The following is a 14,977-nucleotide window of genomic DNA, read 5'->3' as shown; positions in this document are numbered from 1 at the left end:
GAGGTATTGAAATACAGACAAGTTAAGGAGTAGAGCTTCTTTTACAAATTCAACAGCAACCTATGAGGTATTGAAATGAGCGATTGGGGATCGTGCCCTCTGCTCTCTGCAAGATTCAACAGCAACCTATGAGGTATTGAAATACAGACAAGTTAAGGAGTAGAGCTTCTTTTACAAATTCAACAGCAACCTATGAGGTATTGAAATTCGGCATAATACTTTATTTTCATTTTAGAACACTTATTCAACAGCAACCTATGAGGTATTGAAATAATTGCTCAATTGATGTTACAGTGATGGATGGATATATTCAACAGCAACCTATGAGGTATTGAAATTTCCTTCCGGCAAAATGGGAGAGTTAACAATTAAAATTCAACAGCAACCTATGAGGTATTGAAATAATTGAGTACCGGTAAAAAATGAGTTCGTAACATCATTCAACAGCAACCTATGAGGTATTGAAATTTGGTTTATCTTTCCATAATCCGAAAGGTTGCGTATATTCAACAGCAACCTATGAGGTATTGAAATATTGATAAAGATGATTCTTTAGCTTATGATCCTAGATTCAACAGCAACCTATGAGGTATTGAAATAATACCGGTAACATCTTATGGACTCATAGATTAACGTATTCAACAGCAACCTATGAGGTATTGAAATTGGAGAGAAGGAAGAACAGGAGAATCCATTGGAGCATTCAACAGCAACCTATGAGGTATTGAAATCTCACACACAGTATTATGGAGATCGAGGACACTACAATTCAACAGCAACCTATGAGGTATTGAAATTTCTCTCTGCGTGAGTATTTAGAGGAGAAGAAACTTATTCAACAGCAACCTATGAGGTATTGAAATAATGATAAATCAATTGACAGTCATCTTCAAAAGTCAATTCAACAGCAACCTATGAGGTATTGAAATTAGTGAGGTTTCTAATAACACTATGACCTTTCTAAAATTCAACAGCAACCTATGAGGTATTGAAATTTATAGTTTTTTTAAGAGATTATAATTGATCATTATTCAACAGCAACCTATGAGGTATTGAAATCTAAGCAGGGGAGTTTTAGCCGTTTATCTTTAATTTATTCAACAGCAACCTATGAGGTATTGAAATTTGATACGCAAATAATGCGTTGTGTTCTTTGATACTGATTCAACAGCAACCTATGAGGTATTGAAATAGGGAAATACAAAAAAAAGCTTTAAGGAAACTCATATTCAACAGCAACCTATGAGGTATTGAAATTTATTCAGTAATAATCCTTCAGACCCCATTGATGAATTCAACAGCAACCTATGAGGTATTGAAATCAAATCACATGATTGTCTTGCATTTAAATTATAAAAATTCAACAGCAACCTATGAGGTATTGAAATATGTTACCTAGTCCTGCTAGTTCCATATCAAAAACATTCAACAGCAACCTATGAGGTATTGAAATCCTTATACTTAGAGGCAAACGCCTATGATAATCTTGATTCAACAGCAACTTATGAGGTATTGAAATTGTGCAATTAAATATGATCGTAAAGTTTGAGCTGTATTCAACAGCAACCTATGAGGTATTGAAACATCATTTTTATACCATTCCCAATACCGTATTACTTCATTCAACAGCAACCTGTGAGGTATTGAAATGTATAGGTTTAAAATTCAAAAGTATTCACAATTCAATTACATCAAATTTCAATAATCCTTTACTTATAATTATCTTTCGCTATGTATTTAGAAACATGGAATAAATTAAGAGACCGTTTTGAGATAGAAGAGGAGTACAATCCGCCTACTTTTGGAGATGCAGCAGATAAGTTGTCTCAATATTTTGAGCATTTGTTACGCAATGATTCTAGTAAGTTGATGAACGGATTATATCGAATTGATGTGAAGGAAGAGTTGGTCAAGGAAGCTTTTGCTTTGGGGAGTATTGAAGATATTGCGGATGCTTTAGCAAGATTGGCCTTGAGAAGGGAGTGGGAAAAGTATAAGATGCGTGAAAAATGGTCTAATTTATAAGTAGAATGAACTGGAAAGTAACAGTAAAGGATTATGCTCTTTATTTGCGATTGGAAAGAGGCATGTCCAAAAATACAATTGAAGCTTACTTGAGAGATGTCTCCAAATTTGTGGATTATGTAGAATTGATGGATAACAGTCTCAAACCTCAAATCGTGAAAAGAGAAAATATAGTAGCTTTTTTGATGTATTTGGAGCAAGAGATGCACCTTTCTACTCGAAGTCAGGCAAGGATTCTTTCCGGTTTAAAATCGTTTTATACCTATCTCAATGAATCAGATCAGACAGAAAATAACCCTGTTGAACTGATTGAGACACCACGACTGACACAGAAGTTACCGGACACTTTAGAAGTTGAAGAGATTGATTTATTGATTGACGCCATTGATCATACGACTTACGAGGGACGAAGAAACCATGCTATTTTGGAGGTTTTATATGGGTGTGGTTTGAGGGTTTCGGAATTGATCAATCTGAGTTTAGAAGATCTCTTTTTGGCAGAAGGTTTTATAAAGGTAGTAGGAAAAGGAGATAAAGAACGTTTTGTGCCAATTGGTGAGGAAGCAGCCGCTCAAATGACACTTTATATTGAAAATGACCGCTGTATGAAAACACCTAAAAAAGGATCTGAGAATATTATTTTCTTAAATAGGAGAGGGGCAAAACTCACAAGAGTGATGATTTTTACAATTATCAAGCGACTAGCGGAAGCAATTCAGTTGGGGAAAAATATCAGCCCACATACATTTAGACACTCTTTTGCTTCACATATGGTTGAAGGCGGGGCAGATCTAAGAGCAGTTCAAGAGATGTTAGGACATGAGTCTATTACGACCACTGAAATCTACACCCATTTAAATAAGGAATATCTACAACAGGTCATTACAGAGTTTCATCCAAGAGCGAATGCCTGAATGAGAAAGAGTGTTTTTTTTGTAAATTACTGATTAAGAGGTGAATATTCACACCTCTTCCCTCAAATTAATCCCATTGCTTTTTCTTCTTCTTTCCTAAATTGAAACTTCTTGAAATATTAAATCCAAGTCGCATATCACCAGCAAAGAAGTCTTCTGTAGTCTCAGCAATAAATCCTTTTTCAATCATTGGCCTACTGTTCGTTAAATGAAATTGGAAGACGTGCCCCCCTGTTTCTATATCAAAACCTACAGCAAATGCATCGTAATAAAGTGTGCTTGTTGCATTGAGTCGAGGGTAATATTCAGCATTGATGGAAACTCGTCTCGTTAGTTTTAAACGGCCCCCAATTCCCAAAGCAAAGAGGTCTTGGTCCAATTGAGTGGTAGTAGTAAGGTTAAAGTGAATATAGGTAGGCATCAATTGAAGTGAAAATGCAGGACTGAACTTTCGAGCTATTAAAGCTTGTGTAGTATAAGTCATGCGGTTGGATGCCGTTTCATAAATCTGATCTCTTAATGTAATATAGGTGGCGGAACCAAAAAGTGTGATAGACAGTGGCGTATTTTTACCGCTACTTGATTGACGAAGAAGTCTGTATTTTAAGTAACCATCGTAAGTTTTTTCAAAAGAACTTCTACCTAACCCTACCGTTAATCGATCATTAATACCGTAGCTCAATCCTAAGCGGATATTGGCTTGGTCCAATCCAAAAAGTTCATAACCACCACCACTTACAGGACCAAAGCGATGGGAAATTAAAAATTCAAGTTCATTTGTACCTCTTGTTTCAATAGTATGCCCATTGATAAGTCTTGAACCTTTGAAAGTGGCATAAACAAATGCAGGTTCATCTTCCGTTTCTTGCTCTAATACATCCAAGAGGTCATCTTGAGCAAATGTGATAGAAGAAATCCATAAAAAAATAGAGAATAGATAGAGTGCTTTCATTTTTTAAAAGAAAAAGTAGAAGTGACTTTGACTACTTCAGCAATTTTATTGAACATAATTTGAGGGATTTCAATATCAAAATCCTCTAATGCTACATCAAAAGTCGTTTTGGCTTCTATTTGATGGTCAGAAATATTAAATAGTATTTTGGCTTCAAGCGGCTTTGTTTTACCATGAATGCTGAGTTTGCCTTTCACGATTAACTCCTGTTGTCCGTTCTGAGTCAAATCAGGTGGAGAGGTTAACTTCCCGGAAAAAGTAGCTTTAGGGTATTTCTCTGATTCTACATAATTTTCATTAAAATGTTCTTCCATCAGAGAAAGCTTAAACTCAAAAGAAGTCATAAGAATTGATACGGCCACTTTGTGTGTGGCAGTATCAATAATTCCCATAGAGGCATTGCTTGTCGCTGTAATATCTTCGATTAATGCATCAGAAAAAAACGTGGTTGTTCCTTTTTTATCGATCAAATAAGATTGTGCTACAGCAACAGAAGTTCCAGAGAGAAAAAGTAGTAATGCTACTATTTTAATTACAGTTTTCATGATTTATTCAGGAACTGCATCTCTGATATAAGCAAAACCACCACCTTTATTGGTAGACCAAGAAGTGAATCTCACATTCAAGTAAATATCATCATCAATTAAATGGACCACAAGGCTTTCACCGACTACATCCTTTGGTTTGATGGTAGTTCTAAACGGTGCAAAAGTAAGGTTGTCTTTATTGGCTACAGTACCAAGTGCCCATTCTGTTCCTACAGGACTGCTACTTTTACTGGCATCAGAATTAGACTTAATATTAAAAATCTGACCACCATCATTTCCTCTAGTAATCCAAACGTTATCCGTAATTCGGTCTTGATTTGCTTCATCATTTGGATCAGCATTGGCTGCTTTTGTAAAAGAGACTTCATCGGTTCCCGCAGAGGGTAATGTTGTAGGAGGTGTGGTCGTATTAGGGTCTACACTATCGCTTTCGCAAGACGTGAAAAAAACAATTGACATTAAGAGTAATACTGGTAAAAGGGTTTTCATAATTTAGAAATTGAAATTTTTTGCAATGATATTTATTTGAATAATAATCGGTACTAATAACCCTAAAAGGGTAGACTTTGTTTTACACTTATTGAATTAAGCTGATTATACATCAAATAGGTAATAGTTAGTCGTGTTCAATTGTAAATCCTTAAAAAATTAATGTGTAAATGTGTGAATTGTTACATTTCCTCTTCTATTTTTTTATGATAAGGATGTAAATTAATTTTTCTAATTTAGGCCCTCGGAACAATCAAAGCTAATAAAAACCCTTCCAGTTAGTGTACTAAATATGAATGAAAACGTACTTCAACCTACTGCTTTTTCGTCTTTGCAAGAAAGTGCTCAGGATAAAATTAGGTTTCTAAAAGTATCTTTAATTACCACATTATTTATCAGTGTAGTTTATTACTTCTTATCAAAATATGTGATGCTTTTTCGGGTAGGCGAATTGGTGTGCCTTTACTTTATTGCAGTGCATTTTGTTCTTTTCATTTTATTAAAAATAAGAGTTCAATTTTATATTATCGGTAATGCTTTTTCGTTTTTAATCCTATCGGGTCTGAGTGTGATCGCCATCTATTCGGGAGGGGTAGAAGCACCAGTGATTACTTGGTTTTTATGCGTTATAGTAAGTGCTTTTTGGTATGCCAATCGACTGTCAGGTATTATATGGTTTGTGATCACGGCATTAGTAGTCCTCTTTATTTTTATCACAGACGCATTAGATATTTTACCCGAAAACCAAATGCCAGAAGAAGCGTATTCCTTTTATGCAGGAGTGATGGTGATGGGGATTATGGTGTATTATTTTGTAGTGATTATTACTTACGAAAACTGGAAGCGTAGAGCACTGATTAAAATGAATGTACAACATCAAGAACTACTCTCTAATCATGAGGAATTATATCAGCAAACAGAAGAAATTGTAGCCCAAAGAGAGTTGTTGGATGAAAGGTCTCAAAGTTTAGAAGAGGTAAATAGTAAACTGAGTGGCAGTATTCAATATGCAAGCAGGATTCAAGAGAGTATAATGTCTAAGGAGGAGGAACTGAAGAAATATTTTTCTGATGCTTTTGTCTATTGGAAACCGAAAGATGTTGTAGGTGGAGATTTTTATTGGATGTGTAATTATGGGAATGGAGTAAAAGTTTTAGCTTGCATCGATTGTACGGGACATGGAGTACCTGGATCGTTCTTAACGATTATGGCCAATGATATTTTAAATGAAGCAGCTCATTATCTCAAAATGTCAGACCCAAGACACCTGATTATTTTCTTGGATCAAAATATCCAACGCCTGACCAGTAAAAGGGAAAAAGGTTATGTGGAAGATGGTATGGATATTTCGATTATAAGAGTCAATGAGCAGGAAAAGGAAGTAGAGTTTGCAGGGGCTAAACAAATACTTTACAGAATTTCGGAAGGTGAACTTCTAGAGTACAAAGGTGATAAGTTCAGCGTTGGTGGACATGCAATACAAAATAAACGTTTTATAAAGCAATCCTTTGAGTATCAAAAAGGAGATCTACTCTACCTTCAGTCCGATGGATTTCAAGATCAATTTGGAGGGAAGAAAGATAAAAAATACTTACGTAAACGATATAAGAGTAGTTTAATAAATCAAAGTCATTTAGCGTTGCGAAATCAAAAGGAAGAATTGGATAAAGCTTTTCATTTATGGAAAGGTGAAGGGAAGCAAACCGATGATGTATTAGTAGTAGGAATAAAATTGTAAAAATAAAGCCCTATACTTTCGTGTAGGGCACGTTCAACATTAGTAGAAAAGGCCTAGACCATCCGTTCCAAGGTCTTTTTTTAGGTCTTCTTTGAAAATAGCAATGTAACCTTGTTCATTTAGGGAAATTGCCTCTTGTTCAGTTTGAGGAACAATCAATTTTCCATCTTGAGATGAGAAAATTACTTTAGAATCCTTGAACGTCTTGAAACACTCAATGGCTTGTTCCTTTATTTTTTCAAACTCCATGATTTTAGTGTTTTAAGTGAAAAAATAAATTAGGGTAATGTATATAACGTTGTAAAACGCTATTTTGTTCCTTTTAATAGTAACAAGTATTCAGCCAAAACGATTACTATCATCATTATCAGAATCAAATTTCACTTATGCTTAACCTATAATTATAGAAGAAGTTAATAAGTGAACGTAATGAGAACTATTTCGTATGAGAAATTACTTATTAATGGTATATTCGATACATAAATTTCGACATAAACTCAAATGCAAACTAATTATGCTCCAAGTGATGATCATGAGAAGTTTAATCAATATGTTTTAGATTTTTTATCAATGGAAAAGAATGAGATGAAATAAAAAAATGGCCAATATTTATAGTAAATATTGGCCATTAATATATCGTTACCTTGAAATACTATTTCATAATCGTTTCCTCACGGTCAGGACCAAGAGAAACCATAGTAATAGGTACTTCAATGTAATCTTCAATGAACTTAATGTACTCCATTAATTCTTGAGGAAGTTCCTCGAAAGAAAGCTTAGGATCAACTTCTTGATTCCATCCTTTTAATGTAGTATAAATAGGTTCTTTGATGTCTTCTAAATCGTAAGGAACTTCTTTTGTCTTCGTTCCGTCTTTCAACAAGTACTCTGTACAGATTTTGATTTCTTCAAACGTGTTCATTACGTCAGCTTTCATCATAAATAATTCTGTAGCACCGTTGATCATAACAGCGTACTTCAAGATAGGAAGGTCTAACCATCCACATCTACGTCTACGACCTGTAGTTGCACCAAACTCGTGACCTAAGTTTTGTAACTCTTCACCAGTTTTATCAAATAATTCTGTAGGGAATGGACCAGAACCCACACGCGTACAGTAAGCTTTGAAAATACCGTAAATGTTCTTTTGAGAGTTTGGAGCAACACCCAAACCAGTTGAAGCACCAGCTGCAAAAGTATTTGAAGAAGTTACGAAAGGATAAGAACCGAAGTCAACATCCAATAACGTACCTTGAGCACCTTCTGCTAAAACTTTTTTACCCGCTTTTAGAGCATCATTTACAAAGTATTCGCTATTGACAAATGACATTGTTTTTAAGAAATCAACTGCAGAGAAGAATTCTTTTTCCATATCAGGAAGTTGCTCAGTGTAATCGAAATCATAGAATTTCAAGATTTCGATATGCTTTGCTTTCAATGCATCATATTTTGCAGAGAAATCTTCAGCAAATAAATCACCTGTTCTTAAACCAACACGAGCAGACTTGTCTTGGTAAGTAGGGCCGATACCTTTTAATGTAGATCCAATTTTTTGATCACCTTTACTTTTCTCATAAGCTGCGTCAAGCAATCTATGCGTAGGGATAATCAGGTGCGTTTTCTTAGAAAGAAGGATTTTACTTTTGATGTCAGAGAAACCAGCAGCTTCTAACTTTTCAATCTCTTCACGGAAAATACGAATATCAAGAACAACACCGTTGCCAATAATATTAGAAGTGCCCTCTTGGAAAACACCTGAAGGGATTTGGTGTAGTACGAATTTTTTACCATCAAACTCTAGTGTGTGCCCAGCGTTAGGTCCGCCTTGGAAACGAGCAACCACATCATATTTTGGAGCAAGGACGTCGACAACTTTGCCTTTTCCTTCATCTCCCCATTGCATACCTAAAAGAATATCCATTCTTAATAGAATTTATTATAGATCTGTATTAATTTTCAAAAAGTAGTATTACGCTCTACTCAGTCGTAATTTTTGCATTGCTTCACCTCGTCTTTCACTCGTTTGAAATACCTTATCAAGTTTTGTGATGCGAAGTAATTTTGCCAATTGTTCGGGTGGAGAGATCAATAACATCCTTCCATTATGAGTAGAAATGTCAGTATATAAACGTACCAACATACTAAGTCCTCCACTATTCATATGGTTTACTTCTCTGGCGTCAATTACAAAATCAGTATTTCCTGATTTAGTAAAAGCCTTTGCATCTCTGATCAAAATCTTTTCTTTTGGCAAACCTAAAAAATCACCTTTTAGCTTTATACAAATGATTCCGTCGTAAATAAAGAAGCTGTATTCCATGTGTCTTTTTTGATTTTCGTGAAAAACCTCACAAATATAACTTGTAGATAGTTAGGAAACTGTAACTAATTATAATTTTATTCTAACTTATCGCATTTAAGTGCAATTCTTTAAAATTAATAAGAAAAAAAATAGATATTTGCAGCTTATAACTAACAAAAAAGGTAATGAATACATTTGGAAAACAATTTAGGATTACCACTTTCGGTGAATCTCATGGTAGAGCGATTGGAGTTACAATAGACGGATGTCCAGCAGGCGTTCCATTTAGCTTGGAAAAAATTCAAGAAGAATTGGATAGAAGAAAGCCGGGACAATCTAAAATTACAACTCAAAGAAAAGAAGCAGATTCTGTAGAAGTTTTATCAGGTGTTTTCGAAGATGTAACAACAGGAACACCTATAGCTTTATTGATTTGGAATCAAGATCAAAGAAGTAAAGATTATTCTCATATTAAAGATGTCTTCAGACCATCACATGCAGATTATACTTACCATGCTAAATATGGTGTGCGTGATTATAGAGGAGGAGGTAGAAGTTCTGCAAGAGAGACGGCAGCAAGAGTAGCAGCAGGAGCTGTAGCGAAGCAGTTTTTAGAAGCAATGGGCGTTTCTTTCCATGCTTACGTTTCTGAAGTGGGTGATATCAAGGTAAGTGAAGACTATTCTACTTTAGATTTTTCAGAGATCGAAAAAAATATTGTTAGATGTCCTGATGCTGAAAAAGCAGCGCAAATGATCGAGTTGATTGATCAGGTGAGAAAGGATAGAGACACCATTGGAGGTATTGTTTCTTGTGTGATCAGCGGAGTTCCTGCAGGATTGGGCGAGCCCGTTTTTGATCGTCTAAATGCAGAATTAGGGAAAGCAATGCTGAGTATTAATGCTTGTAAAGGTTTTGAATACGGAAGCGGTTTTGCTGGTACTAAGTTAAGAGGCTCTCAACACAATGATGCTTTTTATACAGAAGAAGACGGTAAGGTAAGAACAAAAACAAACCTTTCAGGAGGTATCCAAGGGGGTATTTCTAACGGGGAAGATATTTATTTTAAAACAGCCTTCAAACCTGTCGCTACGATTATGGTAGATCAGGATTCGATTGATAAAGAAGGTAATGAGGCTACTGTATCGGGCAAAGGTCGTCACGATCCGTGTGTTGTTCCAAGAGCAGTGCCTATCGTTGAAGCAATGTCAGCTTTAGTGATTGCGGACATGATGATCCGAGCGAATTCAAATAGATTGGATCAACTTAAATAAACCTATTATTTATGAAAAATATTTTAATATATCAGGCTTACGGAATAGAAGATATATTAAATGAATGTATTTATTCAATCTCAACATTGACAAAGTTTGATGTTGAGATTGAATGCATTGTCATCTATACTGACAATGTTTCTTATTTAAAAGAAAAACTTCCTCCTCAATTCCAGTATCAATTCAAAGAACTTAATGATTCATTGATTAAAGAATGGAAAGGCAAACATTCATTTGTACACAGAGTAAAAATCAAATTACTTCAGGATTATATTATTAATGGATTATCTAACGAATCCTCTACAGTAAATCTTTTATATTTAGATACTGATACTACTTTTATACAATCACCAAATACTTTATTTCAAAAAATAGAGAATAACATTCTATTGATGCATGACAATGAAGGTGTGATTGATAAAGTAAAAGGTAATTTGATCTTTAAGCGCCTGGCTAAATTCTTAAGAAAAAGAAAAGGAGCCAGGGTGGAAGTAAAACCTAGTCAAGTGATGTATAATGCTGGCGTTTTAGGTTTTAAAAATACCGACCTTCCACTGTTAGATCAGGTCTTGCAGCTTACAGATGAGATTTACGATGAGTATCCACAACATATTTCTGAACAACTTTCTTTTTCAGTAATCTTCTCTCATCAAGGAGAAAGGCACCTTGAGATTGTAAAGCCGGAAATTTTCCATTATTGGAATTTTAAGGAGTTCAGAGGAGTAATGAAGGAGTTTTTTGAAAAATACTCTTCTCATGCTCTCATTTTACCGAATATCGATAGGATTGATCCAACAGTTTTACATCGACCAAAAGCGGAATACATGCAGTTGAGCTTTTTCCCAAAGAACTTCAGAAAGTTGTTTGGAAAGTGGAAAATGCCAGAATACGAAATATAAAAAAAATCCCCTTCTCGTAAGAAAAGGGGATTTTTTATGAATAACTAATTATTCTTAGTCTTCGAAGATGTTTACGTCATTCAAGTCTTCAAACGTTTTTTCTAAACGAGTGATCATAGACTCTTCAGATACACGTAACCATTTACGAGGATCGTAGTATTTTTTGTTTGGCTCATCAGCACCTTCTGGGTTACCGATTTGACCTTGTAAGTAGTCATGGTATTTAGCATCGTAACCACGGATACCGTCCCAAGTTGCCCACTGAGTATCTGTATCGATGTTCATTTTGATTACACCGTAAGAGATACCTTCACGAATTTCTTCTAATGATGATCCTGAACCACCGTGGAATACGAATTTAACTGGCTTTTTAGTGTCAGTTCCGTGCTTCTCAACGATGAATTTTTGTGAGTCATCAAGGATAGTTGGAGTCAACTTCACGTTACCTGGCTTATATACACCGTGAACGTTACCGAAAGATGCAGCAACTAAGAATTTATGGTCGATAGCACCTAATTTTTCGTAAGCGTAATCAACTTCTGAAGGTTGAGTGTAAAGACGTGAAGGATCAACATCAGAGTTGTCAACACCATCTTCTTCACCACCTGTGATACCTAATTCGATTTCAAGAGTTTGACCCATTTTAGCCATACGCTCGAAGTACTTACCTGAGATTTCCATGTTCTCCTCGATAGACTCTTCAGAAAGGTCAATCATGTGAGATGAGAATAAAGGCTTACCAGTTTCTGCCATGAATTTTTCAGAAGCGTCTAATAAACCGTCGATCCAAGGTAATAATTTTTTCGCACAGTGGTCAGTATTCAAGATAACACGAGCACCATATTTTGCAGCTAATTCATGAACGTGCTTTGCACCAGCGATTGCACCAGCGATAGCAGCAGCTTGACCTTCACCTTTAATGCCTTTACCAGCGTAGAAAGAAGCACCACCATTTGAGAATTGAATAATTACTGGAGCTTTTAATTTAGCTGCAGTTTCCATTACCGCGTTCACTGAGTTAGTACCTACACAGTTAACAGCTGGAAGAGCAAAACCTTTTTCTAGCGCGTACTGATATACTTTTTCTACGTCCTCACCAGTGATTACACCTGGTTTGATGTCGTTGATATTAAAAGACATAATATTATTTTGAATAATTTGTGATACTATGCATAAAACACTTTATGCAAATTTGCCTCACAAAGATACAAAGGTAAAATCGTTTTTTATAGAATGATTTTGGTGATTTTAGTATGCTTAATTGAAGTATTTCGGTCAATTTTGTCTGATTTCCAGTGTGTAAAATTGACACATAAATGGAAAATTTATAAATATTTACATATCCACTGAAGGGTTGTAAAACGGGGTGTTTCGGTGATTTGAATCTCCTTTTTAGAAAAAAAAACTAAAAAAAGTAGATGAACATACATTTAAGTTTTTGCATTGTGTTCTTTATGAATATCTTTACAACTCTTATACACTTAGTATAAAAGAATATTATCTCTATACAGAATATATAGTTTCTTATGGCTTGGTTCAAAAGAAAAGAACAGGGGATTCAAACTCCTACTAGTGAAAAGAAAGATTCACCTGATGGTCTTTGGTATAAAACAAACCAAGGAAAAATTATACATATGCAGGAACTACGTGAAAATGCTTACGTTTGTCCTGATGATGAATTTCATGTTAGAATTGGTTCTAAAGAATATTTTGAAATCATTTTTGATGACAATACATTCACTGAACTAGATGAAAACATGGTTTCTGGCAATCCTTTATCTTTCAAGGATAGCAAAACTTATGAAGATAGAATTGCCGCAAGCCAAAAGAAAACAGAGCTGAAAGACGCTTGTAGAACGGTAGTTGGTAAAGTAAATGGTCTTGACTTAGTAGTAAGTTGTATGGACTTTAGCTTTATTGGTGGTTCAATGGGTTCTGTAGTTGGTGAAAAAATTGCAAGAGGTATTGACCATGCATTGGAAAACAAAATTCCTTTTATGATGATCTCTAAATCTGGAGGTGCTCGTATGATGGAGGCTGGTTTCTCATTAATGCAAATGGCTAAAACTTCTGCTAAACTAGCATTGTTAGACGAAGCAGGTTTACCTTATATCAGTTTATTGACTGATCCAACTACTGGTGGTGTTACGGCATCATATGCTATGTTGGGTGATATCAATATCGCTGAGCCAGGAGCTTTGATTGGTTTCGCTGGACCTCGTGTTATCCGTGAGACCATCGGTAAAGATTTACCTAAAGGTTTCCAAAGTGCTGAGTTCTTACAGGAGCATGGTTTTGTGGATATGATCGTGAACAGAAGAGAACTGAAAAGAAAATTGACAACGTTCTTGAAGATGATTCAGAACTAATTTGTCAATAAATGAAATATTCAAGTCCTCAGAATTGTTTTCTAAATTCTGAGGACTTTTTTTTGTAAAATAGAGCGGGTCTAGTTACCAATATTTTTTACAAGGTTAAAGACTTAACCATTTTGAATTACAACCTATGCGAGAAAGTACCGGCAAACGGAATATAGATTGGTTAACCATATTTTTATACATAATAATGGTGTTAGTGGGATGGCTTAATATTTATGCAGCCGTTTATCAACCCGATGCACCGACAAGTATATTTTCTTTAAGTCTCAATTCTGGGAAACAATTAATGTGGATAGGCGGAGCACTCATCATCGCTTTTTCTATTATGCTGATTGATTTTAAATTTTTCAGTACGTTCGCATATCCAATTTTTGGGGTGACGTTGATTGCACTGATAGGTGTATTAGTTATTGGTCACTCAGCAGGTGGTAATACTTCTTGGTTTAAGTTAGGTTTTATCCGAATACAACCCTCAGAATTTGCTAAGTACGCTTTAGCCTTGGCTTTAGCTAAATATATCGATAACCCAACCGTCAGGATTGATAAGTGGACCGGTGGCTTATTGCAAGCATTTGCTATTATAGGAATGCCGACTGTTTTAGTCCTTTTGCAGAAAGATACAGGTTCAGCAATGGTATTTAGTGCATTTTTCTTAATGCTTTACAGAGAAGGAATGCCACAATATATCATGTTAATCGGGCTTTGGTTTGTGTTTTTATTTGTGACTGCATTAGTGACAGATTCATTAGTGGCAGGTCTCTTTCTTCTTACGCTAGGTATATTGGCTATTATTTTTGTGATTTACACTAAGAAAAATAAGTCTCTCATCTTTATGATTTGTGTTTTCGGTGGAATTTCATTCTTATTTACGGAAGGTATTGATTATATCTTATACGATATTATGAGACCTCACCAGAGAAAAAGAATTGAAGTTTTAGTCAATCCTAATATTGATCCATTGGGCGTAGGATATCAAGTAACGCAATCAAAAATTGCAATTGGTTCAGGTGGATTGGTAGGAAAGGGTTTCTTAGAAGGTACACAAACAAAATTCAACTTCGTGCCAGAGCAAAGTACTGACTTTATTTTCTGTACTATTGGTGAAGAGCATGGTTGGATAGGAAGTATGGTTACCATAGGTTTATTTACAGCACTAATTATTCGATTAATTATTTTAGCAGAACGGCAGAAATCACGTTTTGCAAGAGTATATGGATATAGTGCGGCAAGTATATTTTTCATTCACTTTATGATTAATATGGGAATGACCATCGGGATTTTTCCTGTAATTGGTATTCCACTGCCGTTTTTCAGTTACGGAGGATCCTCCTTATGGGCCTTTACATTGCTGTTGTTTACCTTTATAAAATTAGATAGTCATCGATCTCAAATGTTGAGTAGAGCATAAAAAAAGGATCACGTTATTCGTTAGCGTGATCCTTTTTTAATGATAAGCTT

The 14,977-nt window shown here is 35.2% G+C and carries 14 protein-coding genes and 1 CRISPR repeat array; of the genes, 7 read left to right on the top strand and 7 right to left on the bottom strand.

Features of this window, described 5'->3' with window-relative positions; all coding sequences use genetic code 11:
* Positions 1-47 precede the first annotated feature (47 nt).
* Positions 48-1,650: a CRISPR direct-repeat array (repeat unit 30 nt; unit sequence ATTCAACAGCAACCTATGAGGTATTGAAAT).
* Positions 1,651-1,731: 81 nt separating this feature from the next.
* Positions 1,732-2,025, top strand: coding sequence for a hypothetical protein (locus IC221_RS18805; RefSeq protein WP_188170440.1), 294 nt, complete (start codon positions 1,732-1,734; stop codon positions 2,023-2,025).
* A 5-nt stretch (positions 2,026-2,030) separates the two neighbouring features.
* Positions 2,031-2,939: a site-specific tyrosine recombinase XerD gene (xerD, locus tag IC221_RS18800; RefSeq protein ID WP_188170439.1), complete on the top strand. Its 909-nt coding sequence runs from the start codon at positions 2,031-2,033 to the stop codon at positions 2,937-2,939.
* Between the two features lie 67 nt (positions 2,940-3,006).
* Here xerD and IC221_RS18795 read toward each other — a convergent pair whose 3' ends face one another.
* From IC221_RS18795 to IC221_RS18785, 3 genes are read right to left on the bottom strand one after another with little or no spacing between them, the layout of a single operon-like run.
* Entirely contained in the window at positions 3,007-3,891 is an 885-nt protein-coding gene (locus IC221_RS18795) for a DUF5777 family beta-barrel protein (RefSeq protein ID WP_188170438.1), read from the bottom strand.
* A complete protein-coding gene (locus tag IC221_RS18790) occupies positions 3,888-4,436 on the bottom strand; it encodes a YceI family protein (protein ID WP_188170437.1) in 549 nt (182 codons plus the stop codon). The genes IC221_RS18795 and IC221_RS18790 overlap by 4 nt, the downstream gene beginning before the upstream one ends.
* 3 nt (positions 4,437-4,439) lie before the next feature.
* A complete protein-coding gene (locus IC221_RS18785) occupies positions 4,440-4,928 on the bottom strand; it encodes a hypothetical protein (RefSeq protein ID WP_188170436.1) in 489 nt (162 codons plus the stop codon).
* 292 nt (positions 4,929-5,220) lie between these two features.
* On the opposite strand from IC221_RS18785, the gene IC221_RS18780 reads away from it, so the two are divergent.
* The gene (locus IC221_RS18780; RefSeq protein WP_188170435.1) at positions 5,221-6,666 is read left to right on the top strand and encodes a PP2C family protein-serine/threonine phosphatase; all 1,446 of its coding nucleotides are present in this window, start codon (positions 5,221-5,223) and stop codon (positions 6,664-6,666) included.
* Positions 6,667-6,705: 39 nt separating this feature from the next.
* Here the strand turns inward: IC221_RS18780 and IC221_RS18775 are convergent, their stop codons facing one another.
* The 3 genes from IC221_RS18775 to IC221_RS18765 all read right to left on the bottom strand — a co-directional run bounded on the left by IC221_RS18775 (position 6,706) and on the right by IC221_RS18765 (position 8,986).
* Positions 6,706-6,915: a hypothetical protein gene (locus IC221_RS18775; RefSeq protein ID WP_188170434.1), complete on the bottom strand. Its 210-nt coding sequence runs from the start codon at positions 6,913-6,915 to the stop codon at positions 6,706-6,708.
* A gap of 403 nt (positions 6,916-7,318) precedes the next feature.
* A complete protein-coding gene (locus IC221_RS18770) occupies positions 7,319-8,587 on the bottom strand; it encodes an adenylosuccinate synthase (protein ID WP_188170433.1) in 1,269 nt (422 codons plus the stop codon).
* A gap of 48 nt (positions 8,588-8,635) precedes the next feature.
* Positions 8,636-8,986: an STAS domain-containing protein gene (locus IC221_RS18765; RefSeq protein ID WP_188170432.1), complete on the bottom strand. Its 351-nt coding sequence runs from the start codon at positions 8,984-8,986 to the stop codon at positions 8,636-8,638.
* Positions 8,987-9,153: 167 nt separating this feature from the next.
* On the opposite strand from IC221_RS18765, the gene aroC reads away from it, so the two are divergent.
* On the top strand, positions 9,154-10,242 hold the full coding sequence (gene aroC / locus IC221_RS18760) for a chorismate synthase (RefSeq protein ID WP_044213184.1): 1,089 nt from the start codon (positions 9,154-9,156) through the stop codon (positions 10,240-10,242).
* 11 nt (positions 10,243-10,253) lie between these two features.
* Positions 10,254-11,141 (top strand): hypothetical protein, encoded by an 888-nt coding sequence (locus IC221_RS18755; RefSeq protein ID WP_188170431.1) that lies wholly within the window; start codon positions 10,254-10,256, stop codon positions 11,139-11,141.
* A 54-nt stretch (positions 11,142-11,195) separates the two neighbouring features.
* On the opposite strand, the gene fbaA is transcribed toward IC221_RS18755, so the two are convergent.
* Positions 11,196-12,281 carry a class II fructose-bisphosphate aldolase gene (fbaA, locus tag IC221_RS18750; RefSeq protein WP_188170430.1) on the bottom strand — a complete coding sequence of 362 codons (1,086 nt, stop codon included), beginning with the start codon at positions 12,279-12,281 and terminating at the stop codon, positions 11,196-11,198.
* A gap of 386 nt (positions 12,282-12,667) precedes the next feature.
* Here fbaA and accD point away from each other — a divergent pair, with 386 nt between their 5' ends.
* Entirely contained in the window at positions 12,668-13,510 is an 843-nt protein-coding gene (accD, locus tag IC221_RS18745; protein WP_188170429.1) for an acetyl-CoA carboxylase, carboxyltransferase subunit beta, read from the top strand.
* A 136-nt stretch (positions 13,511-13,646) separates the two neighbouring features.
* The gene (gene rodA, locus IC221_RS18740; RefSeq protein ID WP_188170428.1) at positions 13,647-14,927 is read left to right on the top strand and encodes a rod shape-determining protein RodA; all 1,281 of its coding nucleotides are present in this window, start codon (positions 13,647-13,649) and stop codon (positions 14,925-14,927) included.
* Positions 14,928-14,977: the final 50 nt, after the last annotated feature.

It is taken from the genome of Flammeovirga sp. EKP202, from assembly GCF_014534745.1.
Classification (GTDB): domain Bacteria; phylum Bacteroidota; class Bacteroidia; order Cytophagales; family Flammeovirgaceae; genus Flammeovirga.
This window is presented reverse-complemented; position numbering and strand designations above follow the sequence as displayed.